Genomic DNA, 17,801 nt, shown 5'->3' with positions numbered 1-17,801 from the left:
GCCTCCGGCCTCCGGCGTCCCGGCGTCCTCGTTCTGCTCTTTCGCTTGCCCGTTCGCCTGTTCGCCCGTTGGTTCGCCCGGTTGCCCGTTCGGCGGTCCGTCCGGTTTCCCGCGGCGCGGCCTCAGGCCGATCCTGCCCCCTGGACGGGGGCGGGGAACGGCACGAGGGCCACTGTTACGTTGTCGTGGCCCCCGCCGTCGAGGGCGTGGCCGACCAGTACCCGTGCGCTGTGCAGCGGCCGGTCGGCGGCGTCCGGCGGGAGGACCTCGGCCATCTCCTCGGCGGCCTCCGCGTAGTTCCACAGGCCGTCCGTGCACACCACGACCACACCGGGCCGGTCCGGCTTGAAGGACGCGGTGTGCGGCTCCAGTTCGTAGGCGTCGGCGCCGAGCCAGCCGGTGATCGCGTGGGCGCGCTCGTCGGCGTAGGCCTCCGCCTCGCTCATCAGGCCCGCGGCGACCATCTGCGCCGCCCACGAGTCGTCCTCGGTGAGTCGCGCCGGGGGCGAACTGCGGTCGGCGGGCACCCAGTAGGCACGGCTGTCGCCGACCCAGCCGACGACCAGCAGGCCGGCGGTGACCACCGAGCCGACGAGGGTGCAGGCGGGGGCGTTCTGGTGCGGGGCCTGCTCGCGGGCCGTGGCCGGCTCGTCGGCCAGCGCGTTGACCGCGTGCGAGGCGGCGACGATCGCCTCGTGCATCGCCTGCTGGGGGTGCGCTCCCTGCGGCAGGGCCGCCAGCAGGGACTCGCTCGCCGTCCTCGCGGCGGCCAGGGAGGCGTCGTCGGGCCGGGTCGCGGAGGAGACGCCGTCGCAGACGATCGCCACGAGCGCGGGCGAGCCGTCGGGCAGGGCGGCGCAGCCGAGGCCGAAGGAGTCCTCGTTGCGGTGGTGGCGCAGCCCGCGGTCGCTGACGGCGGCGATCGGGCCCGACTCGGCCTCCATGTGGTCGCGTTCACGCGGCTGGGCGTGTCCGCAGTTCTCGCAGTACCCGTCGTCGTCCACCCGGCCCGCGCGGCAGGCCACGCACACCTTGGCGGTCTCGGCCACCGCGGCGGCCTCGGCGGCCACCCGGGGGTCGGGCGCCTGGAGGGCGTACTCGTCGGGTTCCGACGGCCGGTCGAACCGGACGCCGGCGACGGGCGCGGGCGGGGCCGCCAGAGCGGGCGCGGCCGGAGCGGCGGGCGGCGGGAGCGGCGCCCCGGGCACGCCGGCGGAGGCCCCCGTGCCGGGAACGCCCGTGCCGGGAACGCCCGTGCCGGGGACGGGAATACCCGTGCCGGGGACGGCCGTGCCGTTCGCGCCCGTCGCTTCGGCTCCCGAAGACCCCACAGGTCCCGGAGACCCCACAGCTCCCGAAGGTCCCATGGCTCCTGAGGCTCCCACGGCTCCCGCGTTCCCCACGGTTCCCGCCGTCCCCGTGCCGTGCGTGGTGGGCTGCGCGGGGGCCGGACGGGCGGAGGCGGGGTGAGCGGACGCCGGGTGGGCGGAGCCGTTCATCGTGAGGGTCGGGTGGTCGTCCGGGCGCGACGGCGCGGCGGACAGGTCGTATCCGCACGCGCCGCAGAAACGGTCACCCGCGTCGACCGGCTCGGCGCAGCTCGGACACGTCGGCAGCGCGGCCTGCCGGGGCATCTGCGACATTGACTACACCCACGTCCGGGGGCGGTAACGATTGGCGCGTTCCACCAGGTCGATCCTTTCCTCGCCGCCGGTCGCCAGCCGGGCCAGCGTGCGGTACGAGCGCTCCAGGCCGAAGCGCAGCCCCCGCTCGTCCAGTTCGCTGCCGAGCAGGGCCCGGGCGGCCGGCGCGGCGTCCCGGCCACCGGAGAGTATCCAGTCGAGGGCGCACCCGAGGACTTCGGCGGACAACTGCTCGCGCCGCGTCGGGTCGAGGCCGTACGCGTCCAGCGCCTCCACCTGCGCCGCGGCGGCGACGAGGTCCTCCAGAAAGGGTACGTCGGAGGCGAGGGCCGTCCGCTGCCGGAGCCGGGCCCGCACCGCCGCGACCCGCGCCGCCGTGTAGTGGATGGACGACTCCGGCACCGACTCCAGCGTCCGGACGGCGCTGCCGCGGTTGCCGGCGGCCAGTTGCACGCGCGCCAGGCCGAACGCCGCGCTCACATAGCTCGGGTCGGTCGACCAGACCAGGCGGTAGTACTCGGCGGCGTTGTCGAGCTGTCCCAGCACCTCGGCGCACAGGCCGAGCGCCAGCTTGGGCGCGGGCTCGCCCGGGAAGGCGTCGTAGATCGCGTCGAAGGACAGCGCGGCGCCCTCGTGGTCGCCGGTGACCAGCGAGGCCACGCCGCGGTACCACACCACCCGCCAGTCGTCGGAGCGTTCGTCCTCCAGCTCGCCGAGCAGGGCGAGGGCGGCCCGGTGGTCGCCGTTCTCCAGCCAGGCGCGGATCTGCCGCAGCCGGGTCTCGACCGACGGCGCCGGCGCCGCGGTGAGCGCCGTGATCAGCTCGGCCGGCGCGGAGGCCGAAAGGCCCGCGAGGAAGCCCGCGTTGGGGTCGGTGGGGTCGACGTGGGGGACGGGCAGGGCGAGGGCCGCGGCGGGTGCGGGCACGGTCCGCACCAGCCCGCCGGGGACGACCGCGGGGGCGCCGCCGGCCGGGACCGGGCCGCCGCCCGCACCCACCGGCGTACTGCCCGCGCCCGGCAGCGGACCGCCCGCGGGGACGACGCCCGCGCCGCCCGCGAAGGCGAGAGCCGGTGCGGCGCCGGGTGTGCCGGGCAGGCCGGGCGCGGCGCCCGGAGCGCCGGACGGCATGACCGCCCCGCCCGTGCCGCCGGCGAGCGCGGGCGCGGTCCGGGCCGGCCGGGTGGACCCGGAACGGCCGAACAGACGGAGGGAGTCGACCTCCGTCCGGGCGCCCAGCCGTGACACCTCCCCGTCCAGCTTGGGGAACAGCTCCGTGTCCGTGACCTTGAGTTCCGGCCCGAACAGCGTCGACAGCGCGGGCCGCGCGCGGCCGCTCTGCAGCGAGACGACCTCGCGCAGCACGCCGGTCAGCTGCTCCGCCATCTCCTGCGCGGAGGCGAACCGGCGTGCCGGGTCGGGGTCGGTGGCGCGCACGAGCAGCCGGTAGAACGACTCGTACTGGCGGAAGACCTCGATGGTGTCGGGGTCGGGCAGGGAGTCGGCGAAGACGGTCGTGTAGCCCTGGAAGTCGAAGGTGAGGACGGCGAGGGTACGGCCCACCGTGTAGAGGTCGGAGGCGACCGACGGCCCGACCTCGGCGACCTCGGGGCCCTGGTAGCCGATCGTGCCGTAGATGGCCGACGTGTCGTCGTCCATCCGCCGGACCGCGCCCATGTCGATCAGCTTGAGCTCGTCCTCGGTCTGGATCGCGTTGTCGACCTTGAAGTCGCAGTACAGCAGGTTGCGGCTGTGCAGATGGCCGAGCGCCTCGAGGGCCTCGATGCCGTACGCGCAGGCCTGCTCGACGGGGAGCGGGTCCCGCTTGCCGTCCGGTGTGCGGCGGTCGTTGGCGATCTCCTTGAGGGACTTGCCGCCGACGTACTCCATGACGATGTAGCCGTCGAGGGAGCCGGTGCGCTGGTCGAGGTGCTCGACGAAGTTGTAGATCCGCACGATGTTGGCGTGCTCGATCTCGGACAGGAAGCGCCGCTCCGAGATGGCCGCGGCCATCGCGTCCTGGTCACCCGTGTCCAGCAGGCCCTTCAGCACCACCCAGCGGTCGTGCACCGGGCGGTCGATGGCCAGGTAGACCCAGCCGAGCCCGCCGTGCGCGAGGGCGCCCACCACCTCGTACTGGCCGTGCACGATGTCGCCGGCCTTCAGCTTCGGCACGAAGGAGTACGGGTGGCCGCACTTGGTGCAGAAGCCCTCGGTGCGGCCCTCCCGCTCACCGCGCGAACGGCCCACCGGGGCACCGCAGTCGGAGCGCGAGCAGAACCGCTTGCGCTCCGGGACCTCGGGGTTCTCCTGCACCATCGCGCGCGGGTCGGGCTTCGGCACCTGCGGCACCGAGACCAGGCCGACGCCCAGCCGGGCCCGGCCCGAGGAGCCGGCCGTCGAGCCGGAGCTGCGCACCGACACCGAACGCCCCGTCGACGCGCCCGACAGCGAGCGCGACAGCCGCCCCGACACCGAGCGCCGCGACTTCGACGACTGCGACGACGTGCGGGTGCTGCGGGCGCTGCGCCCGCTGGAGCGTGAACTCGCGCTGCCCGTCCCGTCCTTGCCGCCCCGGGTCACGCCGGTCGGCAGCGAGCCGACCCGGCCCGCCCCGGAGGCGGGATCGGGGGACGAGACGACCGGGGCCAGACCGCAGTTGTCGCAGTACAGCTCGCCGTCGCCGACATCCTCGTACGACCCCTCGCAGCCCGGCCGCTGACATGACTGCCCTGCCTGACTCATGGCTACTGCTCCCCCCTACGGTCCTCAGGGCCGCCCTGCTCCGGCACGCGCGGCACCGTGAGCAGTTCGGCGGCCGCCCGCTGGTAGCGCAGGACGGCCTGTTCGGCGACGCGCAGATCACAGGGCGCGCTCCACAGCATGCGGCGCGCCGCGTCGTAGCGCTCGATGAGGAACGGGTCCTCGGCGAGCCCGTGCCGGGCGACCTTCGCCTTGTACGCGTCCAGACGGCCGCGCAGCTCGGCGCGGACCGCCAGCGGCTGGGTGACCGCGCTCAACGACTCGCGGGCACGCAGCAGTTCGTCGTCCGCCTTCTGCTCCAGGGACTCCAGGAGCGGGGACAGGCGGTGCCACTGGGCGTGCCGCCGGTACTCGGCGGCCGTCGCGAGCTGCTCCTGCAGCGCGGTCGGCGGGCCGCTGACGACGGGCACCTCGGTGGCGGCGATCTTCGCCAGCACCTCGCCGCGCGCGGTGCGCGCCTCGGCGAGGGTGCGGTCGGCGCGGCCGAGGACGTCCCGCAGGCGCACCAGCCGCTGTTCCGCGTCCTGGCGGACCGTCAGCACGGCGTCGATCTCCCGCCGCACGTCCTCCAGGGCGCGCGCCTCACGGTCGTACACGGTGGTGTCCGGGCGGCCGCCGCCGGGGGCGGAGCTGCCCTGTGCGCGCACCCAGAAGGCCAGCGGGTCGGACACGACCTGCTCGCGCAGGGACGTCAGCGTGCGGGTGATGCGCTCCAGGTCGTCGCCCGCCGGGTGCTCGCCCGGGCGGACGCCGACGGAGTGCGCCAGCCGGCGGGTGCGCTGGAGCTCGGCGGCCAGTAAATCTATCCGCGCGGGCAGCGCCGACCAGACGGCGTCGGCGGTGACCACCATGTCGAGCGAGGTCGCGTACAGCTCGTTCATGCGGTCGACGAGGGTGGCGAGCGTGAAGCTCTGGCTGAGCCTGCCCGTGATCCGCGGCGCCGGTGCGTCGTCGTCGCCCGCGGCCGGTCCGGTGACCTCTCCTGTGACCGTTTCCGCGAGCGGTCCGGCTAGTGATCCGGCGAGCGATCCGGCGACCGTGACGGACTCGCCGCGCAGCAGCTCCGTCAGTTCCGCCAGGTCCTCGCGGCTGGACCAGCGGCGGCGCGAGCGGATCTCGCGTGCGCTGCGCAGCGCGTCGCTGTAGGCGTCGAAGTACGCCCACAGCAACGTGATCGACGCCTCCGCGGACGCCCAGCGCTCCTTGGTGACGCCGGTGAGGTCGGCGCCTTCGAGGAGCCTGCGGCCCGCGTGGTCCTGGAGCGCGAGGAGCGAGGTCTCGATCGCCTCGTGCTCCGCGCCGAGCCGCGCCAGCGCACGGTCGACCTCGTCCCGGTCCATCACCGGCCCGGGGGGTCCCGTGACGCCCATCGATCACCTCTCGCTGCTGTGTCGGTTGCCCGCTCGGTGTGTGCCCGCTCGGTGTCTGCCCGCTCTGTGGTTGTCCGTTCGGTGGTCCGCCCGCCCGGCGTCCCGCGCCGGCGGCCGTCCGCCGCGCTCCCTCGCCCCGCTCCCTCGCCCCGTCCCGCGGCCCCGTCAGCCCGTTCGCAGGTACTGCGGCGCGGGCGGCCTGGAGGTCGCCGCGTCGGCGCCCAGTGTCGCCGACAGCCATCTGTCGTACGACGTCTGCCAGCCGCTCGCGCGGTACTGCACCAGGATCTGGTTGACCCGGCGTACCAGGTCGTCGGCGTCCTTCTTCATCGCCACGCCGTAGTACTCGGTCGTGAAGGGGGCGCCCTTGAGTTCGACGGTCGGGTCCTGGGCGGCCTGGCTGGCCGCGAGCGCGCCGTCGGTGACCACGGCGTCGACCTCGCCGAGCTGGAGCCGTACCAGGCAGTCGAGCTGGTTGGGGACGGTGGTGGCGATGTCGACGCCCGCGCCGAGCCGGCCCGCCTTCCTGTCGTCGGCCAGCTTGGTGTTGGCCGTGGAACCGGCCGCCGTGCAGACCCTGGACTTCGCCAGACTGCCGTCGTAGCCGGTGATCTTCGAGGACTTGGGGGCGAGGACCTGCTGACCGGTCTTGAAGTAGGGCGCGGAGAACGCCACGTCCTTCAGCCGGCTGCAGGAGATCGTCATCGTGCGGACCACCATGTCCACCCGGCCCTCCTGGACGGCCGGGACGCGCTGGTTGGTGGGGATGGCCTTGAACTGGACCGCGTTCGGGTCGCCGAGTATGTCCTGCGCGATGCGGTGGACCAGGTCGATGTCGAAACCCTCCAGCGCCGCACCGGTGTTGTTGGGGTCGCGGTAGCCCCACCGGTAGCTGTTCTGGTCGACGCCGACGACGAGCTTGCGCTTCTCGCCCTGGCGGGCCTTGATCGCGGCGATGGCCGGGCCGTCCGCGGCCGACGGCGCCGGCGTCTGCTTCTCGGGGGCCGTGCAGTCGGCGTCCGCCGCCTGGCTCGCCTCGGCGACCTTGCCGCCGGTGCGGCCGGGGGCCGCGGCGCCGCCGGAGCGGGCCCACGGCAGCATCAGCACGAGCGCCAGCGCGAGGGCGCAGCCGGCCGCCATCGCTCCCACTCCGCCCCAGCCCCGCAGCCGGGCCCGCACACGTCGCGCACGCATCGTCGTCACGTCCCCCATCACCGGTACTCCGACAGTCTGCGCCCGATGCCGAGGACCGCGCCCGCGGCTGCCAGCACGGCGAGCACGGCGGCCCCGACGGACAGGCCGGTCATCGCGTCCAGACCGTTGCCCGCGGCCTGCCGGAACTCGGTCTGCTCGTGCGCCAGCGCGATCGCCAGGTTCTTGTCGACGCCGTCGAAGCACGCGCCGGTCGCGTCCTTGCCGCCGATCACCAGGGCGAGCGCCTGCTCGTAGTTGCCGTTGTCGTCCTGGGCGCGGGCCGCGGTGTGGCGCTTCTTCCACTCCGCCATGTTGCTCTCGGCCGTCGCCACCGGCTTCTCGCCCGAGCGGTCGTCGGCGAGCTTCGCCGCGAGGCTGAGGCCCTTGTCGAGGGTGCCCATGTCGGTGGTGAACTCGTGGTCGTACTTGTCGAGGGTGATCTCGTCGCCGTCGGCCGTCACCTTCACCGTCTCGGCGCCGCGCGAGACCAGCGTCAGGTTCTCGTTGCCGCGCGCCTTGAGGGAGGCGATACGGGCGTCGTGCAGGACGTTCAGCGAACGGACGCCGTCGTCGTAGGAGGAGTTCAGGCCCGCGCGGGCCACCGTGTGCCCGACGGCCAGCCACAGCAGGACGACCGCGGTGGCCGCCGACGCGGCGACCAGGCCGTGGTTCAGGACCCGGTTCGTGCGGCGGTAGTTGCGGTGCTGCGCCCAGGCCAGGGCGGCCAGCGCGACGACGCCCAGCGCGATCGCCGCCCACGGGTAGGGGGTCGCGTCGCCGTAGTCGTCGCGCAGCCGCCGGTTCTCCAACTGGTAGAGGTCCTCCGCCGCCGGGAGCATCTCGTCCTGCATCTTCTCGTTGGCGTAGCGCAGATAGGCGCCGCCGACCGGGAAGCCCTGCCGGTTGTACGTCCGCGCACGCTCCACCAGGCCCTTGTACTCGGGCAGCAGCGTGTTCAGCCGGGTGATGAACTCGGTGGAGGGGGAGCCGGGATCGGCGTTGCTCGCCGCGGTGACGAGTTCCGCGGCCGCCTTGTCGATGTCCTCCTCGTAGCGCTGCCGGGACGCCGCCGTCTCCTGGCCGCCCGCCAGGAAGCCGCTGGAGGCGGCCGTGTTGGCGTCGGCCAGCGAACGGTAGATGTCGGCGGCGGCCGAGCTGAGCGGCTGGCTCTTGTGCAGCACGTCGTCGGCGGCGGCCCGGCGGTCGGTCGTCTGCCAGGCCGTCACCGCGCCGAAGGCGAGGACGAGGAGCGCGAGAAGAGCGCCGATGATGCGCAGCCGCCCCGGTTCGGTCGTCGCCGCGGCGCGGACCGTGTCGACACCCTCGGCGAACGCCGTACGGCGTGCCGGCGGTGGCGTCGTTCTGGTCGGCGGGCTTGCCAGGTCTGCCACTGTTCGACCTCCCCCATGGTCATCTCCCGCCGGTAAGTATCGCTGTCGGGAGGCGTCGTGCGCACCGGCCTTCACTCGATCTTGATCAGATCGCAGTCCCCCCTGCTCATGAATACGTCTGCGGCGGGTGTTCGGTTCCTTCCGGGGGGCTCGCGTCGCGAGCGGCGCGCGGGCGTGAACCGGGCGCACGCCCGCCGCACAGCGTTCCGGGCCCCGGGATTCCGGGCCCCGGGATTCCGGGCCCCGGGATTCCGGGCCACCGGGATTTCCGGCCTCCCGTGCCCCGTGGGGCTCCGCCGTTCCCGGCGGCGCCGGGCGTCGCGCGCTCAGGCCTCGAAGAAGGCCCGGGTGGTGCGCTGCGCCCGGGCCGGCGCGCCCACGTGGTCCAGGCCCAGCAGCGCCGCCCCGAGCACCGGCCGTGCGCGCACCACGCGGGGCACCGCCTTGGGGGCCCTGGCCGCCAGCAGTTCGCGCACCCGGTCGTCCAGTTGTGCGTGGCCCGCCGTGAGGACTCCGCCGCCGAGCAGCACCGGCGTCTCCTCCTCCAGCAGTTCCAGGCGGGTCAGCGCCACCGTCGCCATCGTCGCCACCTCCTCCGCCAGGCGGTCGACGACCGCGCGCGCGACCGCGTCGCCCCGCGCCGCCGTCGCGAAGAGGACCGGGGTCAGTTCGTGGCGGCGCGACGGCGGGACGCGCTCCAGGTGCAGGGCCTCGATCAGCGCGTACACGGTCGGCAGGCCGAAGTGGGCGGGAAGGGTGCGGGTGAGGTCCGTCGGTCCTCCTCTGCCGTCCGCCGCCCGCGCCGCGTGCCACAGGGCCTCCTCGGCCAGCCCCCAGCCGCCGCCCCAGTCCCCGGAGAGCCGGCCGAGCGCCGGGAAGCGGGCCGTGCGGCCGTCGGGGCGCATGCCCACGCAGTTGATGCCGGCGCCGCACACCACGGCCACCCCCCGCGGTTCGGCCACGCCCGCCCGCAGGATCGCGAAGGTGTCGTTGCGGACGTCCACCGACCCGCCCCACGCGCGCGCGTGCAGGGCGGCCGCCAACTGGGCCTCCTCGACCGGCAGATCCGCGTTGGCGAGGCAGGCCGACACATGGGTCGCGGACGGGACCCCGGCGGCCTCGTACGCGCGCGTGACGGTGTCCGCGAGGTCGTCCACGGCCGCCGCCACGCCCACCGCGGGCGGTCGGAAGCCGCCGCCGCGGGCCGTGGCGAGCACCTCCCCGCCGGCCGCCACCACCGCGACGTCGGTCTTGCTGTTGCCCGCGTCGATGGCGAGAACGCTTGCCGTCAGGCCCACGCGAGATGCTCCCGGTTGTGTGCGACCAGTCGGTCGGTCAGCTCTTCGGCGTACTCGTACTGGCCGATCAGGGGGTGGCACAGCAGCGCCTTGAACACGCGGTCGCGGCCGCCGCGCAGGGCCGCGTCCAGGGCCAGGTCCTCGTAGGCGGTCACCTGCGCCATCAGGCCCGTGCGGAGCGGGTCGGCGGCCGGCACGGGCAGCGGGGAGGCCCCGCCGGGCCCCACGGCCGCCTGGACCTCGATCACCGCGTCGTCCGGGAGGAAGGGCAGCGTGCCGTCGTTGCGGGTGTTCACCACCTGGTAGGGGCTGCCCGAGCCGGTCAGCAGCGCCGCCGCCAGGTCCACCGCCGCCTCCGAGTAGAAGGCCCCGCCGCGCCGGGCCAGCAGCGCCGGCTTCTCGTCGAGGGCCGGGTCGGCGTACAGCGACAGCAGCTCCTTCTCCATCGCCGCCACCTCCGCCGCCCGCGACGGCTTGGTGCGCAGTTCCCGTACGACCTCGTCGTGCGCGTAGTAGTAGCGCAGGTAGTACGAGGGGATGACGCCCAGCCGGTCCAGCAGGGCGGGGGGCAGCCGCAGGTCGGTGGCGATCGCGTCGGCGTGGCGGGCCAGCAGGCGCGGCAGGACGTCCTCGCCCTCGGGCCCGTGCAGCCGTACCCCGGTCTCCCAGGTGAGGTGGTTCAGGCCCACGTGGTCGAGGTGCAGCTCGGCCGGCGCCACGTCGAGGAGGGCCGCGAACTTGCGTTGCAGGCCGATCGCCACGTTGCACAGACCGACCGCCCGGTGACCGGCCTGGAGCAGGGCGCGGGTGACGATGCCGACCGGGTTGGTGAAGTCGATGATCCACGCGCGCGGGTTGGCCCGCCGGACGCGTTCGGCGATGTCCAGGACCACCGGGACGGTGCGCAGCGCCTTCGCCAGGCCGCCCGCGCCGGTCGTCTCCTGGCCGACGCAGCCGCAGTCCAGGGGCCAGGTCTCGTCCTGGAGCCGTGCCGCCTGGCCGCCGACCCGCAGTTGCAGCAGCACGGCGTCGGCGCCGTCGACGGCCGCGTCCAGGTCGGAGGTGGTGACGATCCGGCCGGGGTGGTCCTGCCGGGCGAAGATGCGCCGGGCCAGACCGCCGACGAGCTCCAGACGGCCGGCCGCCGGGTCGACGAGGACCAGTTCCTCCACGGGCAGAGTGTCCCGCAGGCGCGCGAAGCCGTCGACGAGTTCGGGTGTGTAGGTCGAGCCGCCGCCGACCACGGTGAGTTTCATGCCTTGTTAACCCTTTACTCCGGTGAGGGTGACACCTTCGACGAACGCCTTCTGCGCGAAGAAGAACACGAGGATCACGGGGGCCATGACGAGCACGGTGGCCGCCATGGTGAGGTTCCAGTCGGTGTGGTGCGCGCCCTTGAACGACTCCAGGGCGTAGGAGAGCGTCCAGGCGTCCGGGTTCTCCGAGGCGTAGATCTGCGGGCCGAAGTAGTCGTTCCAGGCGGCGAAGAACTGGAAGAGGGCGACGGCGGCGATGCCGGGCTTCGCCATCGGCAGGACGACCTTCAGCAGGGTGCGCAGGTCGCCGCAGCCGTCCACCTTCGCCGCGTCGAGGTACTCGTCGGGGATCGTCGTCAGGAACTGGCGCAGCAGGAAGATCGAGAACGCGTCGCCGAACGCCAGCGGGACGACCAGCGGCCACAAGGTGCCCGACAGGTCCAGCTGCTTGGCCCAGAACAGGTACATCGGGATGACGACCACCTGCGGCGGCAGCATCATCATCGAGATCACCAGCATCAGCGTCAGATTGCGGCCCCGGAAGCGGAACTTGGCCAGCGCGTACGCGACGGGCACCGAGGAGACGACCGTGAGGACGGTGCCCAGGCCCGCGTACAGCAGCGTGTTGCGCCACCAGACGAGGAAGCCGGGTGTGTCGAAGACCTTGCGGTAGTTGCCCCACTCCCAGGTGTGCGGGACCAGGTCCCGGCTGAGCGCCTGCGAGTCGCTCATCAGGGAGGTGAGGAACACGAACACGAAGGGGAGCGTGAAGAACAGGGCCGCGGCCACGCCCAGGGAGTGGACGGCGATCCATTCCAGCAGCGCTCTGCGGCGGGCGGTGCGCCCGGCGGGCGAGGAGGGCGGAGCCGTCTGCTCGGCCGGGCGTTCCCGTACGTGGGTCATGAGCGTCAGTCACCTGCCTGGACGAGACCGCCCCGGCGCCGCATCAACAGCGCGGTGAACGCCATCGACAGGGCGAACAGGACGAGGGCGACGACACAGGCGGAGCCGTAGTCGAAGCGCTGGAAGCCGAGGTTGTAGACGAGCTGGGGGAGGGTGAGCGTGGAGTGCTCGGGGTAGCCGGGCTCGAACATGGTGCCCGCGCCCTGGATGACGCCCGAGGCGACCTTGCCGGCGACGAGCGGCTGCGTGTAGCACTGCATCGCCGCGATCACGCCGGTGACGACCGCGAACATGATGATCGGCGAGATGGTGGGCAGAGTGACGTACCGGAAGCGCTGCCACGCCGACGCGCCGTCGAGTTCGGCCGCCTCGTACTGCTCCCTGGGCACGTCGAGCAGGGCGGCCATGAAGATGACCATCAGGTCGCCGACGCCCCACAGGAACATCAGCGTGAGGGCCGGCTTGGACCAGTCGGGGTCGTTGAACCAGCCCGGGGCGGGGATGCCGGCCTGCTCCAGGAAGGAGTCGACCGGTCCGGTGCCGGGGTTGAGCAGGAACGCGAACGCCATGGTGGCCGCCACCGGCGGGGCGAGGTAGGGCAGGTAGAACAGGGTCCGGAAGACTCCCGTGCCTGTCTTGATCTTCGTGATCAGCATGCCGATCCCGAGCCCGAACAGGACCCGCAGGGTCACCATGATCACGACGAGCCAGAGCGTGTTGCGCAGGGCGGGCCAGAAGAACGGGTAGTGCTCGAAGACGTACGTCCAGTTCTTCGTGCCGCTCCACGTCGGCGCTCTGAAGCCGTCGTAGTGCATGAACGAGAAGTAGACCGTCGAGATCATCGGGTACGCGAAGAAGACCGCGAAGCCGATCAGCCAGGGCGACAGGAAGGCGAGGGTGCGCAGCGCCGAGCGCCGGTGCTTCGCCCGCAGGGTGTGGGTGGCCGCCATCGCTACTTCGCCTGCGCGATGTCCGTGTCGATCTGCGCCGCGGCCTTCTTCAGGCCGGCCTTCAGGTCGGTGACCTTGCCGCTCTCGTAGTCGTAGCCGAGCTGCTGGATGGTCGTCAGGTAGACGCCGCCGTTGACCGAGGCCGGTGAGGTGGTCGAGTTCGGGTCGGCGGCGATGTCGAGGAACGTCTTGAAGCGCGGGTCGTACGTCAGGTCCGGGGACTTCAGCGCGGCCAGCGTGGAGGGCACGTTGTGGATGGCGTTGGAGAAGGCGACGACCGCGGCGGTGTCGGTGGTCATGTACTTCAGCAGTTCCCAGGCGGCGTTCTGCTTCTTGCTGGTGGCGGCGATGCCGGCGATGGTGCCGGTGATGTAGCCCTTGCCGTACTCGTCCACCCGGTCGTCGGGGACGGGCAGCGGGGCGACGCCGATCTCGAAGCCGGGCTCGGCCTCCGTCGCCATGCCCAGACGCCACTCGCCGTCCAGTTGCATGGCCACCTGGCCGGTCTGGAAGGGGTGCTTGGGACCCCATTCGTCGCCGAGTCCGGCCCGGAACCTCTCCAGTTTCCGGAAGCCGCCGAGGTCGTCGACAAGCTTCTTCTGCAGGGTGAAGGCGTCGGCGACGGCCGGGTCGGCGGCGATCGTCGACTTGCCGGCGGAGCTGAACCAGGTGGGCGAGAACTGGCCCATGTAGTGCTCGGTGGTGGTCTCCCAGCCGTGGTAGTTCGGCATGAAGCCGAGCTGCTCGTACGTGTCGCCCCGGGCGATCGTCAGCTTCCTGGCGTCGGCCGCGAACTCGGACCAGGTCTTCGGCGGGGACTTGACGCCCGCCTTCGCGAAGGCCGTCTTGTTGTAGTAGAGCCCGTAGGCGTCGCCGAGCAGGGGCGCGGCGCAGCGGTCGCCGTCGTACTGGGTGTACTCGTTCATCGCCTTCGGGAAGGTGGCGGCGGGGTCGATGTGCGCCTTCTCGAAGAAGGGGTCGAGGTCGACCAGGGCGCCGGAGGAGCAGAACCTGCCGACGTTGTTGGTGGTGAACGACGAGATCACGTCGGGCGCCTTGCTGCCGCCCGCGCGCAGCGCCTGGTTGATCTTGTCGTCGGTCATGTTGCCGACGACGTTCACATGGATGGCGGGGTGCGCCTTCTCGAAGCCCGCGACCAGGGACTTCACGGCCTTCACCTCGTTCGGCGCGCTCCAGGCGTGCCAGAAGGTGATGGTCTGCTCCTTGGAGGCGTCGTCGCCCGCCTGCGGTTCGGACTGGCCGGTACAGGCGGTGGTGCTCAGCAGCAGGGCCGTGGAGGCGGTGAGGGCGAAAGCCGCCTTTCGGACGACTTCGGGTATGCGTGCGGGCATGGCGGAGCCTTCCAGGAACAGGGCAGGACAGGGCAGGGTGAAGGGAGGTTCGGTGCGGTGAGACGTGAGGTGAGGTGGGGTGAGGTGTGCGGAGCGGAGCGCGGTGGGGGTGAGGGGGCTGCCTCGGCGGGGTTAGCGCGAGGTGTCGAAGACCTCGTCGCGGGTGGCCGCGAGCGCGCTCTCCAGTGCGCCGCGCAGCACGGGCCGTTCGGTGACGTCGCCCATCACGAGCTTGGGCCGCGAGGCGGCCAGTTCCTCCAGCTCGTCTTGGACGAGGGCGCGCAGCACCTCGCCGCCGGCGGTCAGGGAGGCGCCGCTGAGGACGACGAGTTCGGGGTCGAGCACGGAGACGAGCGAGGCGAGACCGGTCGCGAGCCGGGTCGCGTACGTCTGGAGCAGCAGCCGGTTCAGGACGGTGTCCTCGGCGGCCGCCCGTGCCACGAGCGCCGCGGCGGCCTCGGCGTAGGGGCCGGACGGGACCGAGGTCATGCCGATCTCCCGGGCCAGCCGGGGCAGGGCCTGCGAGCCGGCCAGCTCCTGGTAGCCGCCGCTGTTGGCCTTGGTCACCTGCCGGACCAGGGGCGCGCCCGGAACCGGAAGGAAACCCACCTCTCCCGCGCCGCCGGTCCAGCCGCGGTGCAGCCGGCCGCCGAGGACGAGCGCGGCGCCGAGACCGCCCTCGTTCCACAGCAGGACGAAGTCCTCGTGGCCGCGGGCCGCGCCGAGCCGTTGTTCGGCGACGGCGGCGAGGTTGACGTCGTTCTCGTACTCGACCGGCATCGGCAGGGCCGCGGCGAGGTCGTCGAGGAGTGCGGGGGAGTGCCAGCCGGGCAGGTGGGAGGCGTAGCGCAGGCGTCCGGTGGTGGGGTCGAAGGCGCCGGGGGTGGCGACGACGAGCCGGCGCACGTCGGCCCGGGTGAGGCCGGCCGCCTTCACCGCGCCGTCGAGCGCGTCGGTGACCTGCCGTACGACCGCGCCGGCGGTCTTCCTGCCGGGCGTGGGCACCTCGTGCGTGCCCACGGTCCGGCCGGTGACGTCGGCGACGGCGGCGAGGACGCGCTCGGGGGTGACGTCGAGCCCTGCGGCGTACGCGGCGGCCGGATTGACCTCGTACAGCTGGGCGTTGGGGCCGGGGCGCCCCGCGGTGGTGCCGGTGGCCAGCACCAGCCCGGCGGCCTCCAGGCGGGCCAGGAGCTGCGAGGCGGTGGGCTTGGACAGGCCGGTGAGCTTGCCGATGCGGGTGCGGGACAGGGGGCCGTGCGCCAGGAGCAGGTCGAGGGCCGCCCGGTCGTTCATGGCGCGCAGGACGCGCGGGGTGCCCGGCGTGCCGGCGGTTCCTGCCATGGATCGACACCTGCCTTTCTCGACTGCACAGCTTCTCAGCGCCGCCGGACGCGCGTCCACATCCGGCACTGTTAGGAAAGTTTCCTATCGGTGGAAGGGAACGTAAGCCCGGGGCGAAGCGGGCGTCAAGACGCGACACGACAAAACGCCCCCGCGGCAACGGAGTCGTTACCCGGGGGCGCCTCGGTCGAGCGCGGGGAGGCCGGACGGCCTACTTGGCCGCGGGCGTCGTCCCCCGTGGCTGCACGATCGGCGTCGTCGCCGCCACCTGCGGCGAGTCCGCGTTGGAGAAGACGGACGGCGCCGCCACGGCCGCCGCCGGATCGGCCGGGTCCTCCGTCACCGGGGCGGTCGCGCCGCCCACGATGCGGATGTCCGCCTCGTCGAAGGCGCGCTTGACGCGCCAGCGCAGCTCGCGCTCGACCGTCAGGGACTTGCCCGGCATCGTCTTCGCCGAGATCCGCACGACCATCGAGTCGAGCAGGACGCTGTCCAGGCCGAGCACCTCGATCGGGCTCCACAGGAGCTCGTTCCAGGGCTCCTCCTTGCTCATCTTCTCGGCGACCTCGTCCAGCGTCGCCTTCACCCGGTCGAGGTCCTCGGACGCCCTGACGGTCACGTCGACCCCGGCCGTCGCCCAGCCCTGCGACAGGTTGCCGATCCGCTTCACCTCGCCGTTGCGGACGTACCAGATCTCGCCGTTGGCCCCGCGCAGCTTCGTCACGCGCAGCCCCACCTCGATGACCTCGCCGGTGGCCACGCCCGCGTCGATCTGGTCGCCGACGCCGTACTGGTCCTCCAGGATCATGAACACACCGGAGAGGAAGTCCGTGACCAGGTTGCGGGCGCCGAAACCGATCGCCACGCCCGCGACGCCCGCGGAGGCCAGCAGCGGGGCGAGATTGATCTCGAAGGTGCCCAGCACCATCAGCGCGGCCGTGCCCAGGATCAGGAAGCTCGCCACCGAGCGCAGCACCGACCCGATCGCCTGCGAGCGCTGCCGCCGCCGCTCGTTGTTGACCAGCAGCCCGCCCAGCGCCGTGCCGTCCACCGAGGCGACGGTGCGGGTCATCCGGTCGATCAGCTTGGTGATCGACCGCTGCACCACCACTCTCAGCACCACCGCGATCACCAGGATCAGCAGGACGCGCAGACCGATCGCCAACCACGTCGACCAGTTCTGCTCGACCCAGCTGGCCGCGTTCGTCGCGCTCTCCTGGGCGTCCTGCAGGGACGGGACGGTCACCGCGCTCGGCGACTCCGAGGGAATCGGCGTGGGCGACGCTCCGGCGGCCGACAGGACGGCGGACAAGGACAAGGCAGGTACCTCCACGTGCTGCGCTGCTCCGTCCGGCGCGGCGGTCGACGTCGACGCGCGCTGCGAGGTCACGGAAAGGTCACCGGACAGGCATGACCACCACACTAACGGGGCATCGGGTGGGGTTCGGCGAGATCCGGAAAGGAGAGACAGGCCTCACCCGCGCGTGAACAGGGCGTGATCCCGGGGAGAAACAGGGTGTGGTCGAAAACACTCCCAGCCCGTTACCGGGACATGGTGGCGCGTCCACCAGGCAAGAGGGGAGACTGACTGCAGATCGTCCCGGCGCGAGCCACGCGCCGCCGACGCCCAAGGAGGCATCCGTGCCGCATGTCCTGGTCCTCAACGCGTCGTACGAGCCGCTCGGCGTCGTACCGCTCCGCCGCGCGCTCATCCTCGTCCTGGAGAACAAGGCCGTCTCCCTGGAGGAATCCGGCGCCTTCATGCACAGCGCGACCGTCACAGTCCCCGCACCCAGCGTGGTCCGGCTCAAGCGGTTCGTCCGCGTCCCCTACCGCGGGCCTGTCCCCCTGACCCGTCGAGCGCTCTTCGCGCGGGACGGGGGCCGGTGCATGTACTGCGGTGGCGTCGCCACCAGCGTCGACCACGTCATCCCGCGCAGCCGCGGGGGCAAGCACGTGTGGGACAACGTCGTCGCGTCCTGCCGTCGCTGCAACCATGTCAAGGCCGACCGCCACCTCGTCGAGATCGGCTGGCGGCTGCGTCACAAACCCGCGCCCCCCTCGGGCCTTGCCTGGCGCATCATCGGCACGGGCCACAGGGACCCGTGCTGGCTGCCGTACCTGCAACCGTACGGCGCGGACGACGCCCTGGCCCGGATCGACGGCATCTCCGCATAGCCGGCCGCTCCGGGCTTCTTCATGCCCCGCGGCGCCCGCGGCCTGACGTACCGGCCCGCACGGACCCCGCACGACAGGCCGGGCGTCGGCCATGGCCGGGCCGCGGGGCCCGTCGGGACGCGGCCGCCCGGCCGCGTCCGGAAAACCCCGCGGTACGCA

13 protein-coding genes are annotated in these 17,801 nt (G+C 72.9%); 1 reads left to right on the top strand and 12 read right to left on the bottom strand.

The window, feature by feature from the left end; translation table 11 throughout:
* Positions 1-122: 122 nt before the first annotated feature.
* The 12 genes from OG802_RS12310 to OG802_RS12255 form a co-directional block, all read right to left on the bottom strand.
* Positions 123-1,643 (bottom strand): PP2C family serine/threonine-protein phosphatase, encoded by a 1,521-nt coding sequence (locus OG802_RS12310; RefSeq protein ID WP_329409983.1) that lies wholly within the window; start codon positions 1,641-1,643, stop codon positions 123-125.
* A 3-nt stretch (positions 1,644-1,646) separates the two neighbouring features.
* Positions 1,647-4,388: a serine/threonine-protein kinase gene (locus OG802_RS12305; protein WP_329409981.1), complete on the bottom strand. Its 2,742-nt coding sequence runs from the start codon at positions 4,386-4,388 to the stop codon at positions 1,647-1,649.
* Positions 4,389-4,390: 2 nt separating this feature from the next.
* A complete protein-coding gene (locus OG802_RS12300; protein WP_329409980.1) occupies positions 4,391-5,776 on the bottom strand; it encodes a hypothetical protein in 1,386 nt (461 codons plus the stop codon).
* A 165-nt stretch (positions 5,777-5,941) separates the two neighbouring features.
* The gene (locus OG802_RS12295; protein ID WP_329409978.1) at positions 5,942-6,970 is read right to left on the bottom strand and encodes a glutamate ABC transporter substrate-binding protein; all 1,029 of its coding nucleotides are present in this window, start codon (positions 6,968-6,970) and stop codon (positions 5,942-5,944) included.
* Between the two features lie 17 nt (positions 6,971-6,987).
* Positions 6,988-8,361 carry a hypothetical protein gene (locus OG802_RS12290; protein ID WP_329409976.1) on the bottom strand — a complete coding sequence of 458 codons (1,374 nt, stop codon included), beginning with the start codon at positions 8,359-8,361 and terminating at the stop codon, positions 6,988-6,990.
* Positions 8,362-8,687: 326 nt separating this feature from the next.
* Positions 8,688-9,659 carry an N-acetylglucosamine kinase gene (locus OG802_RS12285; protein WP_329409975.1) on the bottom strand — a complete coding sequence of 324 codons (972 nt, stop codon included), beginning with the start codon at positions 9,657-9,659 and terminating at the stop codon, positions 8,688-8,690.
* A complete protein-coding gene (locus OG802_RS12280; protein ID WP_329409972.1) occupies positions 9,650-10,915 on the bottom strand; it encodes a 6-phospho-beta-glucosidase in 1,266 nt (421 codons plus the stop codon). The genes OG802_RS12285 and OG802_RS12280 overlap by 10 nt, the downstream gene beginning before the upstream one ends.
* Before the next feature lie 6 nt (positions 10,916-10,921).
* Entirely contained in the window at positions 10,922-11,818 is an 897-nt protein-coding gene (locus OG802_RS12275; protein WP_329409970.1) for a carbohydrate ABC transporter permease, read from the bottom strand.
* 5 nt (positions 11,819-11,823) lie between these two features.
* Entirely contained in the window at positions 11,824-12,768 is a 945-nt protein-coding gene (locus OG802_RS12270; RefSeq protein WP_329409969.1) for a carbohydrate ABC transporter permease, read from the bottom strand.
* 2 nt (positions 12,769-12,770) lie between these two features.
* Complete coding sequence (locus tag OG802_RS12265; RefSeq protein WP_329409967.1) at positions 12,771-14,120, bottom strand: ABC transporter substrate-binding protein; 1,350 nt, start codon at positions 14,118-14,120, stop codon at positions 12,771-12,773.
* A 132-nt stretch (positions 14,121-14,252) separates the two neighbouring features.
* Complete coding sequence (locus tag OG802_RS12260; RefSeq protein WP_329409965.1) at positions 14,253-15,464, bottom strand: ROK family transcriptional regulator; 1,212 nt, start codon at positions 15,462-15,464, stop codon at positions 14,253-14,255.
* Between the two features lie 211 nt (positions 15,465-15,675).
* Positions 15,676-16,782 carry a mechanosensitive ion channel family protein gene (locus tag OG802_RS12255; protein WP_329409964.1) on the bottom strand — a complete coding sequence of 369 codons (1,107 nt, stop codon included), beginning with the start codon at positions 16,780-16,782 and terminating at the stop codon, positions 15,676-15,678.
* A 323-nt stretch (positions 16,783-17,105) separates the two neighbouring features.
* On the opposite strand from OG802_RS12255, the gene OG802_RS12250 reads away from it, so the two are divergent.
* Positions 17,106-17,642 carry an HNH endonuclease gene (locus tag OG802_RS12250; RefSeq protein WP_108999468.1) on the top strand — a complete coding sequence of 179 codons (537 nt, stop codon included), beginning with the start codon at positions 17,106-17,108 and terminating at the stop codon, positions 17,640-17,642.
* Positions 17,643-17,801 lie beyond the last annotated feature (159 nt).

Source organism: Streptomyces sp. NBC_00704, assembly GCF_036226605.1.
In the GTDB taxonomy this organism is placed as follows: domain Bacteria; phylum Actinomycetota; class Actinomycetes; order Streptomycetales; family Streptomycetaceae; genus Streptomyces.
Note: the sequence above shows the minus strand (reverse complement) of the source record. Positions and strands in the feature narration are given on the sequence as shown.

What these genes read in the sequence shown, in the direction of transcription:
- OG802_RS12310 (WP_329409983.1), bottom strand. Translation starts at nt 1,643, where the DNA reads ATGTCGCAGATGCCCCGGCAGGCCGCGCTGCCGACGTGTCCGAGCTGC.
- OG802_RS12305 (WP_329409981.1), bottom strand. Translation starts at nt 4,388, where the DNA reads ATGAGTCAGGCAGGGCAGTCATGTCAGCGGCCGGGCTGCGAGGGGTCG.
- OG802_RS12300 (WP_329409980.1), bottom strand. Translation starts at nt 5,776, where the DNA reads ATGGGCGTCACGGGACCCCCCGGGCCGGTGATGGACCGGGACGAGGTC.
- OG802_RS12295 (WP_329409978.1), bottom strand. Translation starts at nt 6,970, where the DNA reads ATGCGTGCGCGACGTGTGCGGGCCCGGCTGCGGGGCTGGGGCGGAGTG.
- OG802_RS12280 (WP_329409972.1), bottom strand. Translation starts at nt 10,915, where the DNA reads ATGAAACTCACCGTGGTCGGCGGCGGCTCGACCTACACACCCGAACTC.
- OG802_RS12275 (WP_329409970.1), bottom strand. Translation starts at nt 11,818, where the DNA reads ATGACCCACGTACGGGAACGCCCGGCCGAGCAGACGGCTCCGCCCTCC.
- OG802_RS12270 (WP_329409969.1), bottom strand. Translation starts at nt 12,768, where the DNA reads ATGGCGGCCACCCACACCCTGCGGGCGAAGCACCGGCGCTCGGCGCTG.
- OG802_RS12265 (WP_329409967.1), bottom strand. Translation starts at nt 14,120, where the DNA reads ATGCCCGCACGCATACCCGAAGTCGTCCGAAAGGCGGCTTTCGCCCTC.
- OG802_RS12260 (WP_329409965.1), bottom strand. Translation starts at nt 15,464, where the DNA reads ATGGCAGGAACCGCCGGCACGCCGGGCACCCCGCGCGTCCTGCGCGCC.